The sequence below is a fragment of the Alteromonas sp. G4i13 genome, from assembly GCF_054960505.1.
This window is the reverse complement of sequence record NZ_JBHNYX010000052.1, coordinates 1-26,118: the sequence shown is the minus strand read 5'-3', so window position 1 is coordinate 26,118 and position 26,118 is coordinate 1. Positions and strand designations below refer to the sequence as shown.

20 protein-coding genes are annotated in these 26,118 nt (G+C 44.9%); 8 read left to right on the top strand and 12 right to left on the bottom strand.

Going from position 1 to position 26,118, the window contains the following annotated elements; all coding sequences use genetic code 11:
• The first annotated feature begins 184 nt into the window (after positions 1-184).
• Positions 185-1,333, top strand: coding sequence for an iron-containing alcohol dehydrogenase (locus ACFI6J_RS18815; protein ID WP_014975440.1), 1,149 nt, complete (start codon positions 185-187; stop codon positions 1,331-1,333).
• Here the strand turns inward: ACFI6J_RS18815 and ACFI6J_RS18810 are convergent.
• The 7 genes from ACFI6J_RS18810 to ACFI6J_RS18780 form a co-directional block, all read right to left on the bottom strand.
• A complete protein-coding gene (locus tag ACFI6J_RS18810; protein WP_014975439.1) occupies positions 1,330-2,097 on the bottom strand; it encodes a 3-keto-disaccharide hydrolase in 768 nt (255 codons plus the stop codon). The two genes, ACFI6J_RS18815 and ACFI6J_RS18810, sit on opposite strands and share 4 nt — an antisense overlap.
• 65 nt (positions 2,098-2,162) lie before the next feature.
• Entirely contained in the window at positions 2,163-2,780 is a 618-nt protein-coding gene (locus ACFI6J_RS18805; RefSeq protein WP_014947966.1) for a gluconate 2-dehydrogenase subunit 3 family protein, read from the bottom strand.
• Positions 2,780-4,465 (bottom strand): GMC oxidoreductase, encoded by a 1,686-nt coding sequence (locus tag ACFI6J_RS18800; RefSeq protein WP_014975438.1) that lies wholly within the window; start codon positions 4,463-4,465, stop codon positions 2,780-2,782. The genes ACFI6J_RS18805 and ACFI6J_RS18800 overlap by 1 nt, the downstream gene beginning before the upstream one ends.
• A gap of 44 nt (positions 4,466-4,509) precedes the next feature.
• The gene (locus ACFI6J_RS18795; RefSeq protein WP_014975437.1) at positions 4,510-5,439 is read right to left on the bottom strand and encodes a hydroxypyruvate isomerase family protein; all 930 of its coding nucleotides are present in this window, start codon (positions 5,437-5,439) and stop codon (positions 4,510-4,512) included.
• The gene (locus tag ACFI6J_RS18790) at positions 5,432-6,649 is read right to left on the bottom strand and encodes a nucleoside permease (protein ID WP_014975436.1); all 1,218 of its coding nucleotides are present in this window, start codon (positions 6,647-6,649) and stop codon (positions 5,432-5,434) included. The genes ACFI6J_RS18795 and ACFI6J_RS18790 overlap by 8 nt, the downstream gene beginning before the upstream one ends.
• Positions 6,650-6,675: 26 nt before the next feature.
• Positions 6,676-7,743, bottom strand: a complete 1,068-nt coding sequence (locus ACFI6J_RS18785) for a sugar phosphate isomerase/epimerase family protein (RefSeq protein ID WP_014975435.1) — start codon at positions 7,741-7,743, stop codon at positions 6,676-6,678.
• Positions 7,744-7,779: 36 nt separating this feature from the next.
• Positions 7,780-8,934: a Gfo/Idh/MocA family protein gene (locus tag ACFI6J_RS18780; RefSeq protein ID WP_014975434.1), complete on the bottom strand. Its 1,155-nt coding sequence runs from the start codon at positions 8,932-8,934 to the stop codon at positions 7,780-7,782.
• Between the two features lie 376 nt (positions 8,935-9,310).
• Here ACFI6J_RS18780 and ACFI6J_RS18775 point away from each other — a divergent pair, with 376 nt between their 5' ends.
• The 3 genes from ACFI6J_RS18775 to ACFI6J_RS18765 all read left to right on the top strand — a co-directional run bounded on the left by ACFI6J_RS18775 (position 9,311) and on the right by ACFI6J_RS18765 (position 11,696).
• Positions 9,311-10,315 (top strand): LacI family DNA-binding transcriptional regulator, encoded by a 1,005-nt coding sequence (locus ACFI6J_RS18775; RefSeq protein WP_012516940.1) that lies wholly within the window; start codon positions 9,311-9,313, stop codon positions 10,313-10,315.
• 54 nt (positions 10,316-10,369) lie between these two features.
• Entirely contained in the window at positions 10,370-11,308 is a 939-nt protein-coding gene (locus ACFI6J_RS18770) for a sugar phosphate isomerase/epimerase family protein (RefSeq protein ID WP_014975433.1), read from the top strand.
• A gap of 64 nt (positions 11,309-11,372) precedes the next feature.
• Positions 11,373-11,696, top strand: a complete 324-nt coding sequence (locus tag ACFI6J_RS18765; protein WP_014947959.1) for a DUF3392 family protein — start codon at positions 11,373-11,375, stop codon at positions 11,694-11,696.
• 18 nt (positions 11,697-11,714) lie between these two features.
• On the opposite strand, the gene ACFI6J_RS18760 is transcribed toward ACFI6J_RS18765, so the two are convergent.
• Positions 11,715-15,584: a hybrid sensor histidine kinase/response regulator transcription factor gene (locus ACFI6J_RS18760; RefSeq protein WP_231506388.1), complete on the bottom strand. Its 3,870-nt coding sequence runs from the start codon at positions 15,582-15,584 to the stop codon at positions 11,715-11,717.
• A gap of 80 nt (positions 15,585-15,664) precedes the next feature.
• On the opposite strand from ACFI6J_RS18760, the gene ACFI6J_RS18755 reads away from it, so the two are divergent.
• Positions 15,665-15,823 carry a hypothetical protein gene (locus ACFI6J_RS18755; protein ID WP_014978070.1) on the top strand — a complete coding sequence of 53 codons (159 nt, stop codon included), beginning with the start codon at positions 15,665-15,667 and terminating at the stop codon, positions 15,821-15,823.
• On the opposite strand, the gene ACFI6J_RS18750 is transcribed toward ACFI6J_RS18755, so the two are convergent.
• Positions 15,820-16,338 carry an HAD family hydrolase gene (locus ACFI6J_RS18750; RefSeq protein WP_156085808.1) on the bottom strand — a complete coding sequence of 173 codons (519 nt, stop codon included), beginning with the start codon at positions 16,336-16,338 and terminating at the stop codon, positions 15,820-15,822. The genes ACFI6J_RS18755 and ACFI6J_RS18750 overlap by 4 nt on opposite strands.
• A gap of 281 nt (positions 16,339-16,619) precedes the next feature.
• Between ACFI6J_RS18750 and ACFI6J_RS18745 the strand changes: the two genes are divergently transcribed.
• Positions 16,620-17,513 carry a DMT family transporter gene (locus ACFI6J_RS18745; RefSeq protein WP_014978068.1) on the top strand — a complete coding sequence of 298 codons (894 nt, stop codon included), beginning with the start codon at positions 16,620-16,622 and terminating at the stop codon, positions 17,511-17,513.
• 159 nt (positions 17,514-17,672) lie between these two features.
• The gene (locus ACFI6J_RS18740; protein WP_014978067.1) at positions 17,673-19,472 is read left to right on the top strand and encodes a GGDEF domain-containing protein; all 1,800 of its coding nucleotides are present in this window, start codon (positions 17,673-17,675) and stop codon (positions 19,470-19,472) included.
• A 71-nt stretch (positions 19,473-19,543) separates the two neighbouring features.
• Here the strand turns inward: ACFI6J_RS18740 and ACFI6J_RS18735 are convergent, their stop codons facing one another.
• From ACFI6J_RS18735 to ACFI6J_RS18725, 3 genes are all read right to left on the bottom strand, one after another.
• Positions 19,544-21,067 carry a trehalase family glycosidase gene (locus ACFI6J_RS18735; protein WP_156085805.1) on the bottom strand — a complete coding sequence of 508 codons (1,524 nt, stop codon included), beginning with the start codon at positions 21,065-21,067 and terminating at the stop codon, positions 19,544-19,546.
• Between the two features lie 2 nt (positions 21,068-21,069).
• Complete coding sequence (locus tag ACFI6J_RS18730; protein ID WP_231506387.1) at positions 21,070-22,308, bottom strand: MFS transporter; 1,239 nt, start codon at positions 22,306-22,308, stop codon at positions 21,070-21,072.
• Between the two features lie 167 nt (positions 22,309-22,475).
• On the bottom strand, positions 22,476-23,510 hold the full coding sequence (locus ACFI6J_RS18725) for a LacI family DNA-binding transcriptional regulator (protein ID WP_014947952.1): 1,035 nt from the start codon (positions 23,508-23,510) through the stop codon (positions 22,476-22,478).
• A 306-nt stretch (positions 23,511-23,816) separates the two neighbouring features.
• On the opposite strand from ACFI6J_RS18725, the gene ACFI6J_RS18720 reads away from it, so the two are divergent.
• Complete coding sequence (locus ACFI6J_RS18720; RefSeq protein ID WP_014947951.1) at positions 23,817-26,075, top strand: TonB-dependent receptor; 2,259 nt, start codon at positions 23,817-23,819, stop codon at positions 26,073-26,075.
• The last annotated feature ends 43 nt before the right edge of the window (positions 26,076-26,118 follow it).

Genomic DNA, 26,118 nt, shown 5'->3' with positions numbered 1-26,118 from the left:
AGTATTTTAAAAAAATCCTTATTTTTCGATCGTTTGCATAAACAATGTGCAATACGTTCATAAAAACCACTAATTCACCGCGCTTTTCACGATCTATAAGGTTAGTTAATTGGTAAGTCACGCTGTGTACTATAAATTAGTAAGACGATATTTGAACGTGTACGTGGATTATTGAGGGGTTTGCATGAAGGTTTCAGAATTCAAAACCGCAGGAAAACTCGTAACGGGTCTTGGCGCTATAAAAGCTCTCCCCGATGAAATGTCGAGATTATCTATAAAGGAATGTGCCATCGTTACTGACAAAGGCGTTTCTTCATCTGGTCTTCTTGATCAACTACTCACACTATTACCCTCTTCACCCTTACTTATTATTGATGACATTCCACCAGAGCCTGAAGTGAATATCATAGAAGATAAGTTAGCGATACTTCGTGAGAAGCAAGTAGACGGAATTATTGCTCTTGGTGGAGGTAGCGCTATTGATAGTGCAAAAGTACTTGCAGCTGCATACGATCATACTGGCCCCCTCAGTGAACTCTTCGGTGAAAATACGCTTTCAAAACGGCGTTTGCCTCTTATTGTTATCCCCACTACTGCCGGTACAGGTTCAGAAGTTACCAATATTGCTATCTTGTCAGATCCGATAGCACAGATGAAAAAAGGAATTGTTAGCCACTGCTTGCTACCCGATGTTGCGATCGTTGCACCTGAAATGACAAAAACATGCCCCCAGTCCATTACAGCAGCGAGCGGTATAGACGCATTCGTTCACGCGCTTGAAGCTTATATAAGTGTAAATGCTAGTCCGATAACCGACGCTCTGGCAGAGAATGCACTCAAGCTTATCTTCAATTCATTACTTCACGCTTATAACAATGGTGAGAACTTATCTGCACGTGAAGATATGGCCACCGGCAGTTTAATGGCGGGTCTTGCGTTTGGAAACGCAGGCGTAGGGGCAGTACATGCATTGGCTTATCCACTGGGGGGACGGTTTCATCTGTCACATGGCATGAGTAACGCGGTAATGTTACCTCATGTGTTGAAAGTAAATGCGCCGTTCTGCCAAGACAAACTTTATTGTGTGGCTAAGCTTTTAAAGGTATGTGAGCGCCACCACTCAAAAGAGGAAGCAATTAAACTATTATTAGTTGCTATAGAAAAACTGTGTCGCGATGTAGATATTCCCGCTTCGCTCACCCACTTCAATATTCCGCCTTCTTGTGTAGGTGAATTAGCAGAAGAGGCGAGTAAAGTAACTCGCCTTCTTCGCAATAATCCCAAGCAATTGAGTATTGAAGAGATTGAAGATATCTATCGGCTAGCTTTTTAAAGTGGTCTTACCCACATATTCTTAAAACTTACTAAGTTGCCGTGATCTTGTAATTGAAGCGGTGCGCATCCGTGAGCTTTGTACTTAGGCGCACCGATCCATTCTGTTGTACCTTGAATTTCAGTATGGTTCTGAACCACTACGCCGTTATGTATTACCGTAACATAGCCTTTCGTTGCTAGTTCTTCACCGTTAAAGGTTGGTGCTTTATATATGATGTCGTAAGTTTGCCATTCGCCAGGCGCCTTCATAGCGTTAACTAAAGGAATGGTTTGTTTATAAACACTTGCCGCTTGACCATTGGGATAGGTCTTATTCTGATATGAATCCAAGACTTGAATTTCATATCGCTGCTGCAGGAAGATACCGCTGTTATTGCGCTGCTGTCCTTCCATTCCCGCTTCTGGCTGCGGCGCTTTCCACTCTACGTGCAACTGTACATCACAAAACTCTGCTTTCGTTTTGATATCGCCTGTTCCCGGCTTCACAGTTAGTACACCGTTTTCTAGCGTCCACTTAGCCTCACCTTCCTTTACTGAAGTCCAGTTAGACAGGTCATCACCAATTAAAGAAATGGCATCAGAGGGCACGCCCGCCTTATCAAAAGAAACCACTTCAGGAACAGGCTCCCATACTTCCGTTTTAGCAGCCTGCTGTTCGCGGGTTAAACGCGATTCGCTTTTTTCAGTTTGTGCATCTGCTGTAGCACATGCACAAAGTGGCATGAGTAAAGCCACTGTTGAAGCGACGAATGTTTTATTCATAGTGTCAGTACCTTGTTTTATCCGTTATATAACTGTGTTGTGTTTGGCAGCTCGATAGCGCAGGCTCAGGTGGCCCACGCTTTGTCGCCCTTCTTGTAAGGGAATGCACCGTCGTAGCGTCCAGGAATAGCCACATAACGAAGCACTTTAGTCGCGCCAACTTGAGACGTGAAAAAGCAATAAAGTGTTAGCTGTTTTAATAGCGTAAAGTAGTGAGGGGTTGGCTCATCGGTACCTGGCTCCCACTGACTTGGCTTTCCTGTTTCAACGCCTTGATAAACACCGTTAGCAAGGTTCGCCGCTTTCGCTTCTACATCCAGGTCGTTAAATAAAGCCTCTCGTTCTTGCTTGGTAAGCTGAACAAATTGTTTGTTGAAACGACTTTGACTTAACGAAGATATTTTCTTAATGCCATCAAGAAAGGTCTTCTGAAGCAAAGGTGTGTAGCAATCGGTTACCAGCACAGCCATTGTGGCACCAACGTTAGCCGCTTTTGCTCCAGGCGTGTCAGTTTGAGGAATGATCACTTCACCCATTTCATTCAGCAAGGCCACATCTTTTTCATTAAACAATGTGTCGCTAAGCGGTACAGCGGGCACATCTGTGTAGGCAAGTACATTACCTGCGAACAATGCTGTGCCTGTAGCAGTAGCGATGAGTTTAAGTAGTTCTCGGCGTTCCATTATAGATTTCCTCGCTTTAACTCTTCTACGGCAAAGTCTGCGGCTCTTGCCGTTAATGCCATGTAGGTCAGTGAAGGGTTAACACAGCTGGCCGATGTCATTGCCGCACCATCGGTCACAAATACGTTCGGTGCATCCCACACTTGGTTATGCGCATTAAGCACAGAGCTTTTTGGGTCTCTTCCCATACGCGCCGTGCCCATTTCATGAATGCCCATGCCAGGTGCGTAGTCAGCATCCCAGCCTTGAACATTTTTAAGACCTGCTGCTTCAAACATCTCAATCGCGTCTTGCTGCATGTCCTTGCGCATCTTAAGCTCGTTTTCTTTAATCTCGACATCCATTGCGAGTACTGGTAAGCCCCATTTGTCGGTGACTTTTTTGTTCAAGTACACTTTGTTCTCGTGATACGGAAGAATTTCACCGAACGCTGTCATGCCTATTGTCCATGGACCAGGCTCGGTTATCGCATCTTTAAGTCCAGCACCTATACCAAGCTCAGCTATGTCTTTGCGCCAACCTGAACGGCTTGCGCCGCCTTGATAACCAAATCCACGCAGGTAGTCTCGTTTATCACTTCCCCAGTTTCTAAACCTTGGCACATAGAAGCCACTCGGTCTGCGACCGTAGGTATATTTGTCGTCAAAACCTTCAACTTCAGCTGAAGCACCGACTCTAAAGTGGTGATCCATAACGTTGTGACCCAACTCGCCGCTGCTGCTTCCTAAGCCACCGTCCCATACGTCTGTGGCAGAGTTCATCAGTACCCACGCCGAGTTAAGTGCTGACGCATTTACAAAGATGATCTTGCTTTTAAATATATAGGTCTCGTTGGTTTCTGCATCGATAATTTCAACGCCAGTCGCGCGCTTCTTGTCTTTGTCGAACAAGATCTCTTTTACTATCGAGAAAGGTCGAAGGGTTAAGTTACCTGTTTTAACCGCAGCTGGAAGCGTAGATGCTTGTGTACTGAAATAGCCACCGAAAGGACAACCCAACCAGCACTTATTGCGGTATTGGCAATGAACACGCCCTTCTTCGGGCTTGCTTTGTGTCATGTTTGAAGTGCGGCCATGCACCATGTGCCGCGCGCCTTCATAGGCCTTTTTCACCCGCGCCGCGACACTTTCCTCTACAATATTCATTGGCATTGGTGGCTGGTATACACCATCAGGCAATACATCTAAGCCATCGCGATTACCACTGATACCCGCGAATTTTTCTACGTAGTCATACCATGGCGCCAAATCGTCGTAGCGAATAGGCCAGTCGACAGCAATGCCTTCTTTAGCATTGGCTTCGAAATCTTCTTTGTTCAAACGGTAGCTTTGGCGTCCCCACAACAGTGAGCGTCCACCTACGTGGTAACCTCTGTACCAGTCGAAGCGCTTGTCTTCGGTATAAGGATTTTCTTTTTCATTTGCCCACATACCGTACGTTTTTTCATTTAGCGGGTAGTCGCGCTTAAGCACGGGATAATCCACTTTCATTGCTTGAGTAGGCAAGTCTCGGTGAGGAAAATCCCAATCTTCTTTGTGCGCATTTTTATAATCTTTAATGTGCTCGATATTTTGGCCACGTTCTAACATAAGCACTTTTAGGCCCTTCTCGGTTAGCTCCTTAGCAGCCCAACCGCCACTGATACCAGATCCAATAACTATTGCATCATATTCGTTACTCGCCATAACACGTCCTTAAAACTTAATTCGTCGCTGTGCCTGTTCGCACGTTACACATCACAGATATGGATCGCTTGTTGTAGCGACGCTATTCTGTTGGCTTTGGTTTTCGGTGTGGGTATAAACTCTTGTGCTAAGTAGCCTTTAAATCCGGTCTCGACAATGGCTTTAGCAATTGCTTCGTAATTGAGTTCTTGTGAAGCATCTATTTCGTGACGCCCAGGTACGCCGGCCGTATGGTAATGGCCAAAGTACTGATAGTTATCTCGAATAGTTCGGATGATATCTCCCTCATTAATTTGCATGTGGTAGATATCGTAAAGCAGTGAGAAGTGCTTAGAACCTAGGCGTTTGCAAAGTTCTATCGCCCATGCAGAATTGTCGGCCATGTAATCAGGGTGGTCGACTTTGCTGTTAAACAGCTCCATGAAAATCACTACGTTGCGTTTTTCAGCATGAGGTAAAATGCGTTTTAACCCTTTAACCGCATTTTCCAGTCCATCTTCTCGTGACATGCCTCGGGCATTGCCGCTAAAGCAGATAAGGTTTGTATAACCTGCATCAGCGACCAAATCGATGTGCTTTATATAACGCGCTTCTAGTTCGTCGTGGAGCTCACTGTGAATGAAGCCGTCTTCAAGACTTATCTCGGCGCCGTTACACATAGAAGAGTCGATGCCGTACTGCTTTAGCACAGGCCAATCTTCAGGGCCTACCAAGTCAATGGCTCCAAATCCTAATTGCTTAACGGTTTGGCACAACTCTTCAATGCTTAAATCGCCGTAGGTCCATCGGCTTACCGAATGGTTTACATTTCCTTTAAGCGGCGTATTCATGGTGTTGCTACCTTTCGTGCCGTTTGTACTCGCTATAGCAGGCATCGCAGTGGCTAAACCAGCTGCTGCTAACCCTGTTCCGGCAATGCCTGCCCCTGTCATAGCCATACCTTGAAGTAATTTTCTGCGGGTAATGTTATGCATCTGCGTTCACCTTTTCCTTTCTGAACAGAAAGGCGAATAGCACTAACACAACCGCGGCAAACCCTGCTGGGAATAACCAGACCTGCTGCCAACTGTGCGCACCGGTTTCCATCGTGTAGGTGTCGGTAATTGCGCCTGCCACTGCAAAGCCCACCAGCATACCTACCCCATATGTCGCTAAGGTAATTAGCCCCTGCGCTGCACTTTTTACGCTTTCTCCCGCCTTTGCATTGGTATAGATTTGCCCTGATACAAAGAAGAAGTCGTAACAAATACCGTGCAGTGCAATACCAACAATAAGCATGAACAAACCTTCGTCAGCGTTTCCGAATGCGAACAGTGCATAACGAACAACCCACGCCGCCATACCTATCACCAACGTGGCTTTAATACCGAAACGGTTCAAAAATACCGGCAGAGCCAACATGAACAACACTTCGGAAACTTGACCTAGTGTCATTTTGCCCGTTGCATTTTCAACGCCTATTTCAGTAAGGAATGGGTTCGCATTCTGGTAGTAAAACGCCAGTGGAATACAAATAAGTACAGATGAAAGAAAGAATACAAAGAAGTTTTTGTCTTTTAACAGTGCCAACGCGTCCAAGCCAAGAATATCGCGAATAGTTACCGCTTTACCGCTAGATTGAGGTGGCGTATTTGGCAGTGTAAAACTGAATACGCCCAACATTAGCGAGGCAACGCTGCACAATAAGAACGTGTTTTTGAGCATACCATCGGCAATAGACTGTGCAGAATCCCATGAGAAGACATAGCTAATCATAAGGCCTGCCACAATCCAGCCGATAGTGCCCCACACACGAACTTTTCCGAACTCTTTTGACGGGTCGACCATTTGTCCGAATGACACTGAGTTAACCAAAGCAAGCGTAGGCATGTATGCAATCATGTATGCCAACACATAAGGGTAAAAGCTGGCGAAATCATTCGCTTGGTACATACAGTACATAAGCACGGCGCCAACAATATGTAGTAAGCCGAGGATCTTTTCTGCATTAAAGAACCGGTCAGCAATAAGGCCCACAATAAAGGGGGCAATGATGGCGCCCCAACTTTGGGTTGAGAAAGCCATGCCGATTTGTCCACCGTTGGCAGACAGGGTATTTGATAGATACGTGCCTAATGTTACAAACCAGCCTCCCCAAATGAAGAACTGGAGGAACATCATCAAACTAAGGCGTAGGGTTATCATAGTTATTGTTATCCTATTGATGGCGCTTAGCGCTCAAGGCCTAAAATACGATTATTCTTCGCTTCGCTAACGTCTCCACCAGCAAAGTCGTCAAACGCATATTTGCTTGGCTCGATAACGTGTGAAGCGATAAACGGTGCGCCTTCTGCCGCGCCTTGCGCACTGTCTTTTAAGCAGCATTCCCACTCTAGTACTGCCCAGCCCGTGAAGCCATACTGGGTAAGCTTGCTGAAAATACCTTTGAAGTCGACTTGGCCGTCGCCAAGGGAACGAAAACGTCCCGCGCGGTCTTGCCAGTCTTGATAGCCGCCGTACACACCGTTTCTACCGTTCGGATTGAATTCGGCGTCTTTGACGTGAAACATTTTGATCCGGCTGTGGTAGCGGTCAATGAAGTCAAGGTAGTCAAGCTGCTGTAAAACAAAGTGACTTGGATCGAAAAGAATATTTGCTCGTGGGTGGTTATCTACCGCTTTTAAAAACTGTTCGAACGAAGCTCCATCGTGCAAGTCTTCCCCAGGGTGAATTTCGTAGCATACGTCAACACCCGCATCGTCGAATGCATCGAGAATGGGTTTCCAACGCTTGGCTAGTTCAGCAAAGCCTTGCTCGACCAAGCCAGCAGGACGCTGAGGCCACGGGTAAACCAAGTGCCACATTAATGCACCAGAAAAGGTAGCGTGAGCTTTCAATCCCAAACGTTTACTGGCAATAGCCGCACATTTGAGCTGATTAATTGCCCATTCGGTTCGCTCTTGTGGCTTGCCGTGTAAGTGTGCCGGCGCAAAGTTATCAAATAACTCGTCGTAAGCGGGGTGAACCGCCACTAGCTGACCTTGTAAGTGCGTAGAAAGCTCAGTGATTTCTACCCCTGCGTCTTTACAAATTTTAGCAATGTTGTCGCAGTACTCTTGGCTCTCGGCTGCTTTTTCTAAATCAAACAGACTAGGGTCAGTAGGTACCTGTATTCCCTTGTAACCAAGCGACGCTGCCCACTTCGCCATATTTTCGAGCGTATCGAACGGCGCTTCTTTTCCCATGAACTGAGCAAGGAAGATAGCCGGCCCTTTTATAGGTTGTTGATTAGTAGCCATAAGCGCTCACCTTTTTCATTGTATGTTTTAATTGCATTACTGCGTTCCTTCCTGACTGACCGACTCCCATTTAGTGTCGCTGTCAGTACTGGCAAGCATGGCATCTATAAATACCATTCCGCGTATGCCTGAATTTATTCCTGGAACGCCATCAGCTTTGCCTTTTTGATTCGCGCGTACCGCTTTAGCAAAATCGGTATACAAGTTTGCCATTGCTTCTAAGTAGCCCTCTGGGTGGCCAGCTGGAACACGGCAACGTGCAGATGCAGCATCACATAACCCAACTTGACCTTGGCCGGCTCTAAACACTTGATAAGGGGCATCAACAGGGCGATAGATAACGGAGTTTGGCTCCATTTGACGCCACTCTAAACCGCCCTTGTCACCGTAGACGCGGATCTTCAACGCGTTTTCTTCACCAGCACAAACCTGTGAAGCAATCAGCACGCCCGACGCACCCTTCTTAGTTTTAATAAGCGCGGCGCCGTCGTCATCTAAACGACGCCCTTCAACATGGGTGTTTAACTCGCCACATAACGAGGTAACACTGTCGTTTAATACAAACTCAACAAGTCCAAAGGCATGAGTGCCGATGTCGCCCATTGCGCCCGTTGCGCCAGAAATTGCTGGATCGGTACGCCACTGCGCTTGCTTATTGTGCGTTTCTTCTTCGCCAGACAACCAGCCTTGCGGATACTCAACATACACTTTTCGAATCTTGCCCAGCTTACCGCTTTCAACGAGATGACGTGCTTGCCAAACCATAGGATAACCAAGGTAGGTATGAGCCAAGCCGTATAGCGATTCACTGGCGTGAATAACATCTTGAAGCTCTTTTACTTCTGCAAAGCTAATGCCTGCTGGTTTTTCACAGAAAACATGAAAGCCCGCCTTAATTGCGGCAAGTGAAATAGGTACGTGAAGATGATTAGGCGTTACGATAACCACAACCTGCATGCGCTGCTGTTCAGGTAATTTGGCTTCTTCTTCTAACATTGACTGCCAGCTGTCGTATGTACGCGATGTTGATACGTTCAATGCAGAAGCAGTACGCGTATTATTTTCTTCGTTGCGGCTAAATGCGCCGCACACCAACTGGTAGTTCCCATCTAACCCTGCGGCATGACGATGCACGGCACCGATAAACGCGCCTTCCCCGCCTCCGATCATTCCCATTCGAATTGGTTGCATTGAAATTCCTCTGTGTGCAAACGCACTATTGGTGTTACTAATGCCACAAAATGTAACCCGTTACATTTTAATGGTCAATACAAAAAACAGCATTTTGTTAATCTAAAGTTTACAAATGGCGAGGTAATACCGGGGCTTTACTACCTTTAACCGCCTATTCCTGCACCAAATTTGAACATAACACTAGCTCAAATTTACATAAATCCTACAAATAACCTTTGACGTTTTAATGAAAGTGCGTATTCTTTTGCTTAAAATGAAAACGGTTACATATTAATTTCACGTAAATTTTGAATTCGCTACCATCGTATAGACCACACCTCTACTGGGTTAGGTTTACAATGCGCGAGTGAATTAACAAACAACAATAACGTAAATGGCAAATATTAGAGATGTAGCAGATAGTGCCGGCGTGTCGGTCGCTACCGTATCAAGAACATTGCAACAACCTGAGCGTGTTTCTCCTAAAACGCGCAATAAGGTGATGGCCGCTGTTCAGGCAGTTGGATATAAACCTAACTTAATGGCAGTTAAGTTTCGTTCGGGAAAAACGCACAATTTAGTGGTGCTGGTGCCTACGGTAGCGAACGTATTTTTTGCCCGTGTTATTAGCGGTATGCAGGAAGCGGCAGCCGAACTGGGCTATTCCATTTTACTTGCCAATACGCTTGGTAATAGTGAAATAGAAAGCCATTACGCCAAGATGGTAAGTACTTCTCAGGCTGATGGGCTTATACAGTTACGTGCGCACAACCCATTTGATGCCACGATGATCAACGACAATGGCCTGCTTCCCATGGTGAATGCCTGTGAGGTGATTGACGATGGCCAATATCCTGTTGTGTCGTTAGACAACCGTGCTGCAGCCAAAGCAATGACCGAGCACTTAATTTCATTAGGCCATACCCGTATAGCCATGATCAAAGGTCCTAATTCAAGTCCGCTTACCCAAGAACGCTTGGTTGGATATAAAGACGCATTAGCGCAAGCCAATATTGCCTTTGATGAGAGCTTGTTGTTCCCGGGGGATTTTACATTACAGGCCGGATACAACGCAGGGGAAACCATTAGTCACCTTGAAAGTAGACCCACCGCCGTATTTTGTGAGAACGACGAAACGGCTATTGGTGCCATGCAAGCCTTCAAGCAAGCCAACCTACATGTTCCTAATGACATATCGGTGGCAGGTTTCGATGACATTGCGTTTTCAGCATTTGTGGATCCACCGCTAACCACTATTGCCCAACCTGCAGAAGAATTTGGTAGAACGGCGGTTACGCTACTGGTGGACCTTCTTAACGGAAAAATTCGCAAGGCCCCCAAAGTTATTATGCCGTTTGAACTTATTGTGCGAGAGAGCACGGGCAAAGCTTTGGGTTAATTGATGATAGCAATGCGTCATCACCAATGTACCACTACAGAAAAGGAGCAAGCAGTGAATTTAAGTAAAACAAACTTAAGTAAGACAGCAATTTTAGACGCGGCCAGTAATATTGGCTCTGGCGTTTCAAGACGACAGTTCATTAAATATTCATCTGGTTTACTGGCGGCTATGAGCACTCCTGCTGTTTTGGCGCACGGGCATGGTAGTGATAAAGGAGCTATGATGAAGGGCATGCACAAAAGTGCTGTTGGTCTGCAGCTTTACACGCTTAGAGATATTATGAAAGTAAGTGTGCCGGCTACGCTTAAACTGGTCGCTGATGTTGGTTATTCGGAAATGGAATTTGCAGGCTACTTTGACCATAGCGCAAAGGAAATTAAGCAACTGCTTGATGACAATGGCCTAACTGCGCCTTCGGCTCATATTCAGTTAGACGCGTTCGATACTAACCTGACACAAATTTTAGATAACGCACAAACCGTTGGTCACAAGTACTTGGTAGTTCCTTGGCTTAGCGAAGCCCAGCGTGGTACGGGAATTGCGCCATACCAAGCCCTTGCCGATAAGCTAAATACCATTGGCGAAGCGTGTAAGAAGGAAGGTATTACTCTTGCCTACCACAACCACGATTTTGAATTTGAAGTACGCGACGGTAAGACACCATTAGACGTGCTTATAACTCAGACCGACCCAGACCTTGTTGCCATGGAACTGGATTTATACTGGACGGTAAAAGCAGGTAAAAACCCCGTTGATTACTTTAAGCAGTACCCAGGCCGCTTTAAACTTTGGCATGTAAAAGATTTGGCTGAAGACGGCAGTTTTGCTGATGTGGGCACAGGCACGATTAACTTTAAAGAGATATTCGCGCACGGCAAGTTAGCCGGTATTGAACATAAATTTGTAGAGCGCGATCAAACCACCGACCGCATTGCCACTATTGAGCAAGGCTTTAAAGCAGTAAGCGCACTTAATAAAGGCGTTAGCTAACGCTTTTGACCTTACCGTGGTTATAATGGGCACACAATAAAAACGTCATAATAGTAGTAATTTTATGAGTGAACTTTTCAGTGCCCTTTCTCGCGCCCTAAGCCCCTATTACACCGAAATGAGCATTATGCTTATGGCCACTATTCTAGTGGTGTACGGCGACCTGATTAACGGCCATGTAAAACGCATACTGGCACCTTACCATTTCACCATTCGCGTTAGTTTGTTTGTAGTGCTGTGTGCCTTTGGCTATGGCGCACTAACTTTGTACGGCGCACCGTTCTTAAAACACACCCTAGCCTACTTGCCTTGGCAGTACCAAGGTGCAGGCTATGTGGCATCGTTTCTATTGATAGGCTTTTTGGCGGAGAGACGTAGGTACATTTAGTTCTTTTAGATACTACCTTTACGCTACTGTTTTATTGTATTGCTCCACAAACTTTTTGGGTGGTAAGCTCATAACCTTTTTAAAGGACGTCGAAAAATAAGCTGCGGTGCCGAAGCCAACGTCTAGGCAGGTATCTAGAATGCTATTTCCCTCTAACAGTAACGGAATAGACTTTTCGATTCTGAAGCGTGAAAGAAACTCGCTGAAGTTGTATTCAAACAACTCTGACATTCTTCGGTTCAAACTTCTAGGACTTATCAATAACTGCGAGGCAGCTTGGTCTCTATTGAATGATTCATTGTGGTAGTTCTTTTCCAATACTGCGATAAAGTTCAAAAAGAACGCCATATCCTTTTCGTTATCAAACTCGGGGATTTTCAAGCATCCAAATTTAAATGCAGGCTCTTCGCTTTCCTCTTCCTCGCGCTCTTTTGCCTCTCTGACCGACAATAAATGCTCAACCCTAAGAGTAATTTCCTCTTTTGATGCAGGTTTTGCCAAGAAGTAGTCCACTTTTTCTTCTAGCGCTGATTTTTCTAATTCAGTTCCGGTTTCCGCAGTAAACATCAATATGGGAATACTGGCATAGCTGACATTACCGCGAATTTCTCTTATTAAACTCAGCCCGTCCATTTCGTGCATCATTTGATCTGTGATAACTAGATCGACAAGGTAATGCTGCATAACATCTAACGCCTGCACACCATTTCGCGCAACTAAACAGCGATATTTGCTAGAAAACAAATCAAATAGATAAGAGCGGAACTCTCTGCTGTCATCAACTATTAATAGTGATTTCTTGTTCGATTTGGCATTTGCGGGTGACAATTTTTCAGCATGCGAATTTACATACTCAATATCATCAATGGGTAACGTTACGGTAACTTTAGTTCCAATGCCTTTTTGACTCTCTAACGCAATGTCGCCCTGGTTCAGTTCAACTAAGGTTTTCACCATTGCTAAGCCAACACCATGACCTTCATGCTCACTGCTCCCTTTAGTGAATCGCTCGAATACTTTTTTGTGAAAGTGCTCATCAATTCCTTCTCCGTCATCACTAACGATAACTTTAAGCACTTTACTATCTTGTATAGCGGCTACTTTTATTGTGCCAAGTTCTGGTGTGAACTTAATTGCATTTTGAATTAGATTTGCCAGGATTTTCTCTAAGCTGTCGTTAATGAGCGAAATTTCTTTTTTCCCTTTAATACGTAACTCTAAATTCTGCCGCTTCTGCTTGGCTAATGGCTCTAGCGATAGGACGATAAACTTTATGTTATCTGACGAGTAGGATCTGTAGTAGTCGGCTGCCGCCAAGGCTTTAGGGACATCTTGACTCATTTGATTAATCAACTGTTCGACCCTTTTCATATTGTCCTGAACACATATCAGTTCTTTGCTCGCTGCATGAGCTGTTTTGGATATGCCTTCTAACGATCCATTGATGAGCTGAATTGGGGTGCGAAGTTCGTGGGTGATTTCGTTAATGAAGCGTTCTTTGCTGCGAAGCATCTTTTCAAATTTAGAGTGCCCGTCGGTTATTTCGTAGCGGGTAAGATGGTTGTAGAGTTTAGTAGTTTTAAAGTAGCCCCATACCTTGCTCAGATAATTGAGCTTGTATGCGATAATGAGACTTAAAGTAATAGTGAGATAAATCCAAAAAGCAAACCTTTGAAAGTATATCGGTGGCTTTACTTCAAACGCTAATGTAGATATAGGGTTTCCGGCTCCCATCACCCTCGCTTGAAACTCATAGCTTCCAGACCTAAGATCCGACAATGTGAGAAAGGCTTGTGATTGGGGATGCACGCTCCACTCATCGTCTATTCCTAGAATTCTGTACTCTAGTTTTTGAGTTTCATTCTCTGAAAAACTGTTAGTTCTAAAGTCCACTGCAAATGCATCAAAATCACTTTCTAGCATTATGGGGTTAGAGAGACCCCCAGTTGTTTGAAGCATTTTGTGAGATTTCGAATCTTTAGCAGCCCAGTCGATACGGGTAAAAACAACTCTACTCTTAATATTTTCTTTGGCCTTCATAGCCAGAATGGCTTTCTTCTCAGAGATTACATATGAGTACTTGTCACCGAGGACAATTATGCGATCTCCCAGTTCTTGTATTCCACGGTATTCAAAGTCAGTATCAAATATCCCATCATTTTCATTGAAAGAAATTAAGTTACCGTCTGACGTTACAACAAAGAGCCCCATGTTTGATAAGAACCATAAGTTATCATTTGTGCTTAACAGAGCTCCCCTGATAAATCTTGCACCTGTATCTTCGAGTAGACTAGATGAAGCTATCTCTCCTGTACGCTTGTTGATAGATTTTATTCCCTGCCCTGAAGTACAGAGTAAGAAAGTGTTCTCCAGTTCAATTAAGCAAGTCAGTCCAACCCACTTGCCTTCATCAGGAGAAATTGACTTCCAGTTAAATTTGGACATCTGGATATGAAAATAACTATTGGTATCGAATCCTGCGATTTCACCAGAGGCAGTCAAAACCGAAGTGATCATGTTTTGAGGGGCAGGTATTTTATCGACTATCACACCTCTATCAATAATGTTATAAAACGCATTCTCCCCAGAGTCATGGTATACATAAGAATGGGAAACAGAGTTACTAGTGATGTGTGAATACTCAGAACTGCAGAAGTCGTAGCCAGAAACTGTATTTGTAAATTCCGTACTAATTTCGTTCAACAATTCATCTATACAACTATTATTCTCCCAAAAACTAAATGGCTTTACCTCCCCTGTTTTCAAATCAATGAGAAAGTCTTGGTCTTTTGTGCCTACGGCATACCCAAAATCATTGCTGGTGCCAAATGATTTAATGTTCTTTCTAAAGACCTGGCCATTTTGATGGACAAGATTTATAGCTTCATGTGAGTGAGAAATAGAAACAAGCCCTAGCTGAGAAGACGCTATTAATAATTCTCCCGACGGTAATTCTGCAATTTTTACAATGCTTTTTATTCCATCGGAAGTTATCAAAGGTGACATAAAGTCAGGTTTGATTATTAGTCCTTCTTTGATTTCGAATAGGCCTCCTGCTGCGACATATAACCTACCTAATTCTGAAACATAAACATCTGAAATAGAGCTGGATGAACTTGGAATTTTGAACGGATAAAATCGCTTTTCGTTAGTTGACATGTCCCAAGCATAAACTCCTTCTTTTCCACCTATATGAACTATAGAGTCATACGCTGAGACTGCGTCAACTGAAGAGAGAGCGGTCAAGGAATTGTCAACCGCTATCAACTCACTGACCTTCCTGTCAGGATCAACTATCACTAATCCGTCTTTAGACGCTAAGAAGACCAGACCGCTCTTTGATACCGAGAGCGATAAGACTCTTTCTACGTTTCCGACACCAACATTTGATGCCCAACTTTGTAGCTCACCCGTCGCAATGTCTACAACGATAATGCCGCTTATCAAAGAAACAACAACATAGTGTTCCAAGACTCCTATCTTCCATGCATATTTGGGCCACTTGCTTTCGTGATGAAAACTTTCTGCTAGACCAGTACCCACATTAAACTTGTAAACCCCTACTCCAAATTCAACTATCCATAGTGTTTCTTTCCCATCAAAATAAAGATCAGAAACCGTACCACGGGTGCTGAGAGTCGAACCATAACTTACCCTCTCTGACTGTCCTCCCAAGTACTTAAACACACCATTTTCAGATGCAATATAAACAGCATCACCAACTACTTCGATGTCTCTTATGATACCTGCGGGAATACCTGCGAACTTAGTTTTACCATTTAATGTAACGCCGAGAGCTCTAGCATCATTTGAAATAATGAGACAGAAAAACATCAATATTGCGCCAAACACGAAAAAGTGCTTAATGAATCTCTTTTCTGTCTTCAATCGCAAATCCATATGTCAGTAGCCTTGTTAACCTTTCTGCGCTTTTTAGCAATTTGAAATTAATTGAAAAGGAATTAACTATGAGTATCGAACAAAATATGAACATGCAAGAGCTAAGAGAAGAAGAGTATACTAAAGTATATGCGGGCATCGGAAACCCTTGCTTTGTAGAAGAAGAATTGATGACGATCTTACCCGAAGTACCGACTCCACCTTCAGGGCATAAAATTGATCTCTAAACCAAAAACCATCTCATCCCAGCATTCTCGGCGGCTTGCTGGTCATAAATAAAGTCGCCTACATACAGGCAGTCTTCAGGTTGAAGCTGCCATGTGTTCGCCACCATCAATAAGGCGGATGGGTCGGGTTTGGCCGGGGCATCTTCGCGGGTTAGCACGTAGTCGATGGGAATGCTGTTATTTGCTACCTTAATGGCGGTGGCTTGGCGGCAGTTGCGGGTAACTATTGCCATGGGTAGTTTGTGTGCCTGCACCTTTTCTACCATGGCTTTGCCAATGGGTAACCACTTCGCATTTTGCGCATCGTCTAGTTCATGCTGTAATATAGCTCGGTGTGCATTCGCTTGGGCTTCGGCGCAGCTTAGGGCATTAACAAAGGTAAGAATGTCTTCGTTTTGTGGGCAGCCTACATCGGCGCGCATTTGCGTGAAGTTAAGGCTAGACTCTACCAAGGTGCCGTCTAAATCGAATATTACACCTTTAATGCCGGTTAAATTCATCTGCTCTACGCTCACGCTTTTCTCGTCCTTTTACTTCACTGTTATTCTTAAAGTTTGGTTAACGCCCACTTAATTAAGTACAGCGCTTAACTTACTCACGAATCTTACCACCAACATAATGCCACGAATGCCCTTAGCCTTCTGTTACGTTTGCTTAAGGCTTCAATATATTTAGTTAAAAACTACTGATGTGATTTAAGTTTACCCCGCCCACACCTTGCATTAGCATAGCCGCTCTTTTTGGCAAGCTACTTATTTGCCCCAGCATTTTTGGGCAAAGTTTTAACAGGTAATTTATGGGTGTTTTTGCTGCGCTAGGTACAGCGCTTTGTTGGGCAATTGCTGCGCGTTTATTCCGTGGAACGGGTAATGCGTTTTCGCCGCTTACCATGAACTTTTGGAAGGGGCTTATTTCTATTGCCATTTTGGCAGTGGTTTTAGTAGTGGTTCAACCAACGGGGCTTAGTACTCATGCTGTTTTGTGGTTATTGCTTAGCGGGCTTATTGGTATAGGCATTGGCGACACCTGCTTTTTTAAAGCCTTGCAAAGCATTGGCGATAGCCAAGCGGTGCTGGTCGCCGAAACTCTTGCGCCTTTATTCACTGCCCTTTTTGCTATGGCTTTTATTGGCGAATGGATTACCTGGCAGCAGTGGGTTGGCGTTGCAGTAGTGCTGTTTTCGGTAGATATGGTTATAAAGGTACGCAAACGCAGCACTACTCATGTATTTGCTACCAGTGGCTATTTGTATGGTGTGGGCGCAGCGTTATGTCAGGCAGTTGGTGCCGTAGTTAGCCGCGACATTTTAAGTGCCGGTGAAATTGACGCTGCCAGCGCTGCGTTCTTACGCTTAGTTGGCGGTATGGTATTTGTGGTGCCATTTATAGCCATAACCAAAACACGCTATATGCCCGTTATTAACTATGAAAGTGACAGCGGAAAACGTGTATGGCCTGCTTTTGTGTTAGCCACGTTACTTGGCACGACTGCTGCTATTTACCTACAAATGTTTGCGTTTGCTTATGCGAAAGCGGCTGTGGTTCAAACCCTTATTGCTACAAGCGCATTAATGTCGCTAGGGGTTGCATGGGTACTTGGTGAACGGGCGACTAAAGCAACTATTGTATGGTCTGCCGTTGCCTTGGTTGGAGTAGCTATATTGGTTAGTTTTGGGTCGCCTACCCATTAGCAATGTAGGGTAAATACCTAACACATGCTTATATAGCCCAACTTTTTAGAGAATAGTAGACGCATTAAGATACAAAAAATACGTAACTTTTAGGTGCCCCGTGTAGTAGTTCTGGGCTCAAATCGATATTATGAAGAAAAAACAAAAACGTTATTTCTCATGTTTCAAAGGTTATCTTTAACAGTATTCTCTTTTTTGAGCGTTGCGCTAGTTTCTTTTGCCGCGTTGGCAAACGACAACATCGATGCCGTTATCGAAAAGGTACGCACGCCTTCGTATGATTGCCCTAATCAGTCTCTACTTCCAGAACTTGAAGACACACTTGCTCTTGAGTCGCTTACATCACAACAACGTTTTGCCTTAACCGTAGCCAAAGGGCAGTTTTTAATTTGCCGTGGTAAGTACGAAGAAGCTGAAACTATGCTGCTTAAAGCCATTATGCAAAGCAATATTGATGAAAGCTCTTATGCGTTTGCATCGGCTATTTATCAAATTGGCTTTTCTTATGACGCCAGAGAAAATCCAGCACGCTGTAAGTACTACCAACAAGCCCAAGCACTATCATCGCCCGAGCGCCACAGCGATATCTTTACCAGCTCTTCTTTAGGCCTAATTAACTACTGTTCAGAAACCACTTCACCTGAAATAAGATTGGGTAAGATGTTTGGTGTGCTTAAGCGTTATTCTAACGATGGCAGCCCCGGTGAGTTAGCGCATATTCACAACGCAATCGGTTTACTATATGGCGATTTAGAGCAACATGCCTTAGCAGCAGAGCAATATCTAAAAGCACATGAAATGGGCTTGCTTGTATATGAAGGCAGTAATAAGGTAAGTATTCTTATCAGCGCCATTGTGTCATTGCTAAGCAGCGGTCAAACTGAGCGCGCCTACCAAAGCATTCTAGAACTAGGTGTACTCAATAGCGAAATAGACACACCGCTAACCAACTTCTTGTATCAGTATGCACTGTCTATTTACTATAGAAAAACACAAAACTACAACCGACTTACTTACACCCTTCCCGATTTAGAAAAAGCGTCTTCGAACATCTCGAGTTCGTTTGGCGAGCTTCTTGTTAACTGGCACAAAGCTGAGATTTGCTTACATGACAACGATCTCACCTGTATTAAGCAGTATATATCAGGTATTGAAGCGTTAAATGATGACGCGATACCGCCGGTCTTTCGTTCAAATTTGGATTACCTTAGCTTCAACGTATCCATGTATATCGCACTGCAGGACTTAGCTAAGGCGAAAGAAGCGCACGAGATTTATTCTAAAGAAGTGACTAAGCGCCGTGAAGTTACTCAAGACTCGGCCTTAATTATTGGTGCTGCTAACTTGTATACCCGCATTTATGATTTGGAATCTGCGATTGAACAAGCGGAACAGCAACGAAAGAACACGCTGTATACCGCTATTATTATTTTCCTTCTGGTAAGCGGTATTACTGGCTACGTACTTCGTAGAAAACACCTTGCGCGCAAAGCCATCGATCCCGTTACTCTGCTGCTTAATGCGAATTCGGCGATAGCCCGCATTAACAAGCTTGATGCGCCGAAAAAAGGCCGGGCCATAGCCATTGCTATATTCGACATTAGTAATCTGCGTGAAATAACGCGGAAAATGGGGTCAACAAAAGGTGATTTAGTATTACGACAAATTGCACAAACTCTTCAAAATGTTACCCGCGGTAACGATATTTTAGGACGATTTGGTACCGAGCAATTTATTTTATGTCTGCACAATATTGAAGAACGAAGTGCACGACAGTTTTTCGACCGCGTACAGAGCGCGTTAGACAATACCTTTGAAAACGATGCGACTTCCGACCATATTGTGGTTGAGTCGCAGATGAGCGTATTTATCGCTCACGAGAAGATTACGGGGCTAAACGACATACTCGATGATATTGCCATGTCGATTGATATGGGTAACCGCTCAGGCAACAATTAATATCTACACTACCAAAAAACGCGCGGCCCGTTGTTACGGTACCGCGCGTATTTGTTTTAACCGAAGTTTGTTTACTGGTTCAGATATGTCTGAAAACGGGTATACACGCCATTGGTCCACCCGAAACCTAGCTGTACGTCGTATTCACCGCCACCTGCTTTTATTTCCGGTTCGCACACATTGTACTTTTCAAGTAGCACACCGCTTGATGCAAAGTGACGCTCAATGGTTTTACAAAAGCGCAGCATGATGGTTTGAGCCTGCATTTCAAACCCATAGTTGCGCAGCCCTTCAACAGCAAACAGTTGAAGCGGTGCCCAGCCATTTGGCGCATCCCATTGTTGCGACGTCGCGTTTGAAGTGGTTACCACGCCACCTTCTTTTAACAAGGAGTTCATTACCGCGGCACGCACTCCCTCTGCCTGTTGTTCATTTGCGATACCAACGAACAACGGCACACACATAGCCGCTGACACTACATCGGTTTGAGTTTGTGTGGGGAAGTGGTAGTCAAAATAGCCCGCCTTTTCAGCATTAAATAAATAGGTGTTTATTGCGTTAATTCGCGCTGTAGATGCCGCACTGTAGCGCGCTTGCTCGGCACCTTTAGTCACGCTTGCCAGAGTCTGTTCAAGCGTGACTAAAAGCGCATTTAAATCTACGGGAATTATTTCAGTTGTACGAATACTTGCTAGTGAATTGGGATTAGCTAGCCAGCGCGAACTAAAGTCCCAACCCGATTCGCAAGCCGCGCGAACATGCTGGTAAAACTGACTTTTGTCAGCGCCTATGTGCTCTGCTGTTTCTATGTCTTCTCGATAAGACTCAGGGCGAGGCGTAGGCTCGGTGTCGAAGTAACGATTAAGTGTAGCACCACACGGCATGGTAACCGTGCGCAGTTGTGCTGCGCCCTTCTGTGACGCGTTCTCGCCCGCTTCATTCATCCAAAACTGGTATTCTTTCTTTAAGCCCCAGATAACGTATTCTTTTTGCTGGTCGCTTAGTGCGTCTTTAAGCAAATTATAAAACAACGCCAAAATAGGAGGCTGACTGCGAGAGTAATAATAGGCGCGGTTGCCATTAGGAATGCAGCCTACTTCATTTAAAATATCTACAAAGTTCACCAACATGTTAATTGCCATGTCGGTGCGCCCCGCGTCAATTAGACCTAACGCGGTAAAATATGTATCCCAGTAATAGATTTCGCGAAAGCGTCCACCCGGCACTATGTATGGGCGGGTAAGCGCTATTAAGCTGTCTTTCTGCTCAGTGTCGGGGGTACGCGTTAGCACCTGCCACATATGCTCAATATAATCGGCTACATTTTCAAACTTGGTTTGCGATGTTGCGCTAATCATTTCTGGAGTATCGAAATGGGTATTAACAAACGTAGCTAAGTCTACTGCTTCGCCGCTTTTCTCAGCATCTAAACACGCTTGTTCATAAGCCGCTAAAACGGTATTGAGATCGGTTTTAACAATAGCGTCAGCGAAGGTTTTGCTGTCTGGGAATAGCTGTGCCATTTGCACATGTTTAAACAGGTCGCTGGCAAAAAACGACAAGCTGTCGCGCCAGTTGTGTGAAGAAGAACTCATAGTTACTGCGCACCTTTAGGCGATAGAGAAGAAGACGCTCGTTTAAAGAAGAATAGGGTTACCACTAATGCACCGATTGGAATAAGCGATAGATAAAATGCTTGTTGGCCCCCTACTGCGTCGAAAATAAATCCAGTCACGATAGAACCTGTGGTTCCCCCAAGAGCCGAAAATACCACAATTAGCCCTGTCATAGGTGCATGTTGATGTTGAGGTAGCGCGCTTAGCATTACCGAGTTTAATACGGGGTAAATAGGCGCCATCATCAATCCAATTAATGGAATAAGGAACGCAGCTATTGGTGCATCAGCCCAGCTGGCTATTGTGCTGTCAGCCACGTTTTCGGCAAGCGGTAAGCTTAGTAGCATTACCGTAGCCATACCCGCCAAACAGATATTTAAGAGGGGATACCAGTTCATTCGCGTAAGTACTGCGCCCGCAGTTAAGCGCCCAACGGCCAGCGCTATCGCAAAGATACTGGTTATTTGAATGCTGACTTGAGTAGGTAAGCCCAGCACCTCTTTGTTAAAAGTTGGCAGCCACGAACCTATGCCCTGCTCTATTAACACGTATAAGAAAATAGAGAAGATAAACACCAGCACTAAAGGCTTATACGCCAATTTCAGCATGCTGAAGAACTCGCTTGCAAGGCCTTCTGATTGCGCTTTTTCCACAGGCTTTATAGGAGCCAATGCCACAACGATTAACGTAAAACCAACCAGCGCAGCTAGTAAGTAGTAAACGTTCAGCCAAGATAAAGAAGCATCGTTATTGGGGTCGATAAACCCAGCGAACACCCAGTAGCCAGACAACACGCCCAACATAAAAATACCTTCAATGGTGTTCATTAGCGATGAGTGCGCTTTAGTGGTAGACGACAGCTGCCCAATAATGGCGTACACCGACACTTTCACTAGCGCAAATGCAGTACCTATGCAGGCAAACAACACTTTAATGAACCAGAAACTTGCGATAGAAGGCGTCAGCGCACAGGCAACGGCCACTAATGCTAACCCAAGTAACATTGAAAGCTTGTAGCCAACTCTTGGAATGAAGCTGGCCACTAGGAACGAGACAATAGCAATAGAGAGATCTTTAAAGCCTTCTAGTGTGCTTGCATCTGGCTTACTAATGTCGAAGCTATTGATCGATTGCAGAATAACAGTCCCCACGCTGTTAAGTAGTATGGCAAATACGTAGTAGCTAATGGCAATGGCTGCAATGACCATGAATCGGGACATGTGTAAACACTCTGTTAACTGAATTATGCAGGAGTGTAGTCGTAAGAAAATAAAAATGCAAACGTTTGCAAAACGCTTTTATTTTTTCGTTAGAGCTCGATATCGACACCCTGTTACCGTTAAATAATAGCGTTTATGCGTTAAAAAGCTGATAAAAAAGCGAAATATTAGTCGCTGTGCTGCGTAGAGCGACGGGCAATTAAGGTTGTTTCCACTACCTGGCTTTCTGTAGGTTTGTTTTCAAACTGGTTTAATAGCTGCGTAACCATCTCTATTGCGGCTTGCTGAGTATTCTGACGCACCGTTGTTAACGACGGGTGCATAAGTTCAGCTAAAGAAATATCGTCGTAACCCACAATGCCTACATCGCTTGGAATACCTACATAGCGCTCTTTTAACGCTTTTAACGCGCCTAATGCCACCATATCACTTACACAAACGATCCCGTCGAAATCTAACCCATTCGCCTTTATACGCTCGTTAATGTATTGGTATGCTGCTTTCGACGTAATATCGATGGCGCAGGTGCACTGCGTGTCTATTGGCACATTCGCATCGCGGTGGGCTTGCGAATATCCTTTGTGACGTTCCTGCATTTCCGCGTGTTCAGAATCTCCAAGAAACAAGATGCGTTTGGCGCCGTGGCTCAGCAAATGCTGGGTTGCCGTATAGCCACCCAGATAGTTGTCGCCGCCAATAATGGGATATGGTGCGTCTGTTTTTGCATCGCCCCACACTACAATGGGAATGCCCGACTGTGCTGCTCGGTCGATTTTGGCCGTGGATTTTCCTTGCCCAATGACAATAATGCCGTCGGCACGCTGGCTGCGAATAAAGTAGTTCGCCCAATCGTCAGATGCCATAAATGAGTTAGACAGCAGTAGCTCGTAGCCTTTGGCATTTAGCGCTTGATTTAGCTCTCCCACCAGCTTAAGCAGGAATGGGTCTGTGGTGCTTTGTTCGGTGTTGTCGATTAGATTTAAAATCACCGCTATCACGTGAGTTTTCTGCGTTCTTAAGCGGCTAGCGGCCGCGTTAATACTAAAATTGTGCTCTTTAGCTAGTGCCTGAATTCTGCTTCGGGTTTCCTGCTTAATAAGCGGGTTGTCTTTCAGTGCCCGTGATGCTGTCGATGTTGATACACCAGCAATATCAGCCAGCTTCGCTAAGGTGAGTTTTGTTTCAGAAACCAATGTGACCATTCTCTAATAATTTTCGGTATACCGGGTTACCCGTGATAGCACTACAAAATATAAGCGTAAAACCGCTACCTAAACCGGATAAATCGTCGACTCTACAGCCGAATTCACAATATAGCGCGAATCGTCTTGGCGTAAAACCATGTTAACAACAATAAACAAAAAATTTGCAAACGATTGCATTTTATTCTTGCAATCGTTTGCAAACAGATCTATTTTGTTTCGCAATCGTGATGCGTATAACAATTTTTAAACCTGTTTAACGCATTCAGTTAACAACGCAATAGAACATTTTCGGGAGCACACACCATGAAAACGTTGTTTACAAAAGGAATGCTGGCGAGTGCAGTAGCGGTAGCACTAACGCAGCCTGCCATGGCACAAGAAGACGTAAAACAACAAGCGAAAGACAACGCAGAGATCATTGTTGTCAGCGGTACGCCAGGCGGCGCAGGGATTAGAAAGATTGACGCAAGCTTCGCGGTAACCAACATCGACGCTAGCGACATTGAAAAATTGGCACCTAAGTCTACGGCCGATTTGTTTAAGGCCATTCCAGGTGTTTGGGTTGAAAGCTCAGGCGGTGAGTCTGGCGCGAACGTATTTGTGCGTGGTTTTCCAGGTGGTGGCGATGCGCCGTTCTTAACGATTGCGCTTGAGAACTCTCCTATCTACCCTGCACCTACGCTATCTTTCCTTGAGAACTCTCAGCTGTTTCGCATAGACGATACCATTGAAATGGTTGAAGGCTTACGCGGTGGTCCAAACCCAGTAGTAAGCAACGGTCAACCTGGTCTTACAACAAACTTCCGCCTTAAACGTGGTGGCGAGTCGACAGAAGCGTCAGCGAAGTACACTATCTCTGACTACGGCCTAAACCGCATTGACGTGGTTGCAAGCGGCGCACTAGATGACGACTTGTACTACATGGTAGGTGGCTACATTAAGAGCTCAGAAGGTATTCGTGATGCCGGCTTTAACTCTGAGCAGGGTAACCAGTTCACCGTAAACATCACTAAAGTTTTCGAAAAAGGCGAGCTTAACCTTTATACCCGTCAAACTGACGATCGCGGTACTTGGTACTTACCTACACCTTTAAACGTTGAAGGTATCGACGCAAACTATACGCAAATTGGTCCATTGAATCGCCAAGGCACCATTACGTATGGCCCTAACGATACCACTGAGTCATTCGACTTTGGCGAAGGTCGTGGATGGGACGGACACGTAAGTGGCGGTAGCATTAAGCTTGACTTAGGCAACGACTGGCAGCTAGTTGACCGCTTTAACCTTACCAAAGGTGAAGCCAATACTTTTGGTCTTGTACCGAATGGTTCTGCAACTACCGTTGCAAATGTTGCCGACAATGGCGAATCAGCCACTGGTGCAGTAACTGGCACAGTGTATGACGGTGATACGCCTATTCAGCAAATCGGTCGTTGGGTAGTACTTAAAGATATTGAAGCTTTCACTAACGACCTTGCTGTGTCGAAAAGCTGGGAAGACTTCGATACATCATTTGGTATTTACAGTGCATCAACCAAAGCTAATGACTGGTGGAGCATTGGTAACACGGCTTACCACGTGTTGCAGCCAGGCGGCGAATTGTTAGACGGGATCGAATGTAACACCGACGCACAAGGCTGCGATTGGAACTACGACATCAGCTCTGTAGGTGATGCAAGCACGTTCGCACTTTATGCAACGGGTACGTGGTACGCAACCACAGACCTGAGCATCGACTTAGGACTACGCCGTGAAAATCACGAAGTGAACTATTCGGTAGATGAAGATCTTGACGGCAAAATAACTAAAGCGCTTGAGTACGACGAAACCAAAACGTCGTGGACAGTGGGCGCAAATTACGCGCTTAATGACACCAGCGGTGTATTCGTTCGCATGAACCGAGGCTATAAAATGCCTTACTTCGACGACTTCAGAGACAACTGGGGTGCCTACACTGGCGGTAACGACTTGATTCAAGAAGTTACTCAAGGCGAGCTTGGCTATAAGTTCATGAATGACAGCATCCAGTTCTTTGCGACTGCATTCGCAAACGAAGTAAAAGGCGATACGTTTGTACGCCGTCCGGGCGCACCGGCTGAAATTCTTACTAACGAAGCTTACGGTATAGAACTTGACGGTCGCTATAGCCACGATTCAGGCTTCTCGTTGAGCGTGAACGGAACTATTCAGGAAACTGAAATTACTGCCAGCGCCAATAACGAAGGCAATGAATCTCAGCGTCAGCCTGGTTGGCAAGTACGTGTAACACCAAGCTACGGCTTCGATATCGGCGATATGTATGCCACGGTATACGGTACATTATCAGCGGTTGATGATCGCTTTGGTAACAACGAAAACACAGTTGTACTAGAGGGATACGAGAAGATTGATGTAGGTCTAACGCTAGAGCCAACTGAATCACTTCGTCTTCAGTTCTCTGTTGATAACCTGACCGACGAACAAGGTATTACCGAGGGTGACCCACGTAATCCAGATTCACCAAACGGCCGCTACATTATGCCTCGTAGCATGAAGCTTAGCGTTTCTTACTTGTTCTTCTAAGAACAAAAAGCGCAAATCTAAAAATAAAGCCGGCCTTAGTGCC

What these genes read in the sequence shown, in the direction of transcription:
- ACFI6J_RS18745 (WP_014978068.1), top strand. Translation starts at nt 16,620, where the DNA reads ATGGGTGTTTTTGCTGCGCTAGGTACAGCGCTTTGTTGGGCAATTGCT.
- ACFI6J_RS18720 (WP_014947951.1), top strand. Translation starts at nt 23,817, where the DNA reads ATGAAAACGTTGTTTACAAAAGGAATGCTGGCGAGTGCAGTAGCGGTA.
- ACFI6J_RS18740 (WP_014978067.1), top strand. Translation starts at nt 17,673, where the DNA reads ATGTTTCAAAGGTTATCTTTAACAGTATTCTCTTTTTTGAGCGTTGCG.
- ACFI6J_RS18805 (WP_014947966.1), bottom strand. Translation starts at nt 2,780, where the DNA reads ATGGAACGCCGAGAACTACTTAAACTCATCGCTACTGCTACAGGCACA.
- ACFI6J_RS18765 (WP_014947959.1), top strand. Translation starts at nt 11,373, where the DNA reads ATGAGTGAACTTTTCAGTGCCCTTTCTCGCGCCCTAAGCCCCTATTAC.
- ACFI6J_RS18730 (WP_231506387.1), bottom strand. Translation starts at nt 22,308, where the DNA reads ATGTCCCGATTCATGGTCATTGCAGCCATTGCCATTAGCTACTACGTA.
- ACFI6J_RS18780 (WP_014975434.1), bottom strand. Translation starts at nt 8,934, where the DNA reads ATGCAACCAATTCGAATGGGAATGATCGGAGGCGGGGAAGGCGCGTTT.
- ACFI6J_RS18725 (WP_014947952.1), bottom strand. Translation starts at nt 23,510, where the DNA reads ATGGTCACATTGGTTTCTGAAACAAAACTCACCTTAGCGAAGCTGGCT.
- ACFI6J_RS18775 (WP_012516940.1), top strand. Translation starts at nt 9,311, where the DNA reads ATGGCAAATATTAGAGATGTAGCAGATAGTGCCGGCGTGTCGGTCGCT.
- ACFI6J_RS18795 (WP_014975437.1), bottom strand. Translation starts at nt 5,439, where the DNA reads ATGCATAACATTACCCGCAGAAAATTACTTCAAGGTATGGCTATGACA.
- ACFI6J_RS18800 (WP_014975438.1), bottom strand. Translation starts at nt 4,465, where the DNA reads ATGGCGAGTAACGAATATGATGCAATAGTTATTGGATCTGGTATCAGT.
- ACFI6J_RS18755 (WP_014978070.1), top strand. Translation starts at nt 15,665, where the DNA reads ATGAGTATCGAACAAAATATGAACATGCAAGAGCTAAGAGAAGAAGAG.
- ACFI6J_RS18785 (WP_014975435.1), bottom strand. Translation starts at nt 7,743, where the DNA reads ATGGCTACTAATCAACAACCTATAAAAGGGCCGGCTATCTTCCTTGCT.
- ACFI6J_RS18790 (WP_014975436.1), bottom strand. Translation starts at nt 6,649, where the DNA reads ATGATAACCCTACGCCTTAGTTTGATGATGTTCCTCCAGTTCTTCATT.
- ACFI6J_RS18815 (WP_014975440.1), top strand. Translation starts at nt 185, where the DNA reads ATGAAGGTTTCAGAATTCAAAACCGCAGGAAAACTCGTAACGGGTCTT.
- ACFI6J_RS18735 (WP_156085805.1), bottom strand. Translation starts at nt 21,067, where the DNA reads ATGAGTTCTTCTTCACACAACTGGCGCGACAGCTTGTCGTTTTTTGCC.
- ACFI6J_RS18810 (WP_014975439.1), bottom strand. Translation starts at nt 2,097, where the DNA reads ATGAATAAAACATTCGTCGCTTCAACAGTGGCTTTACTCATGCCACTT.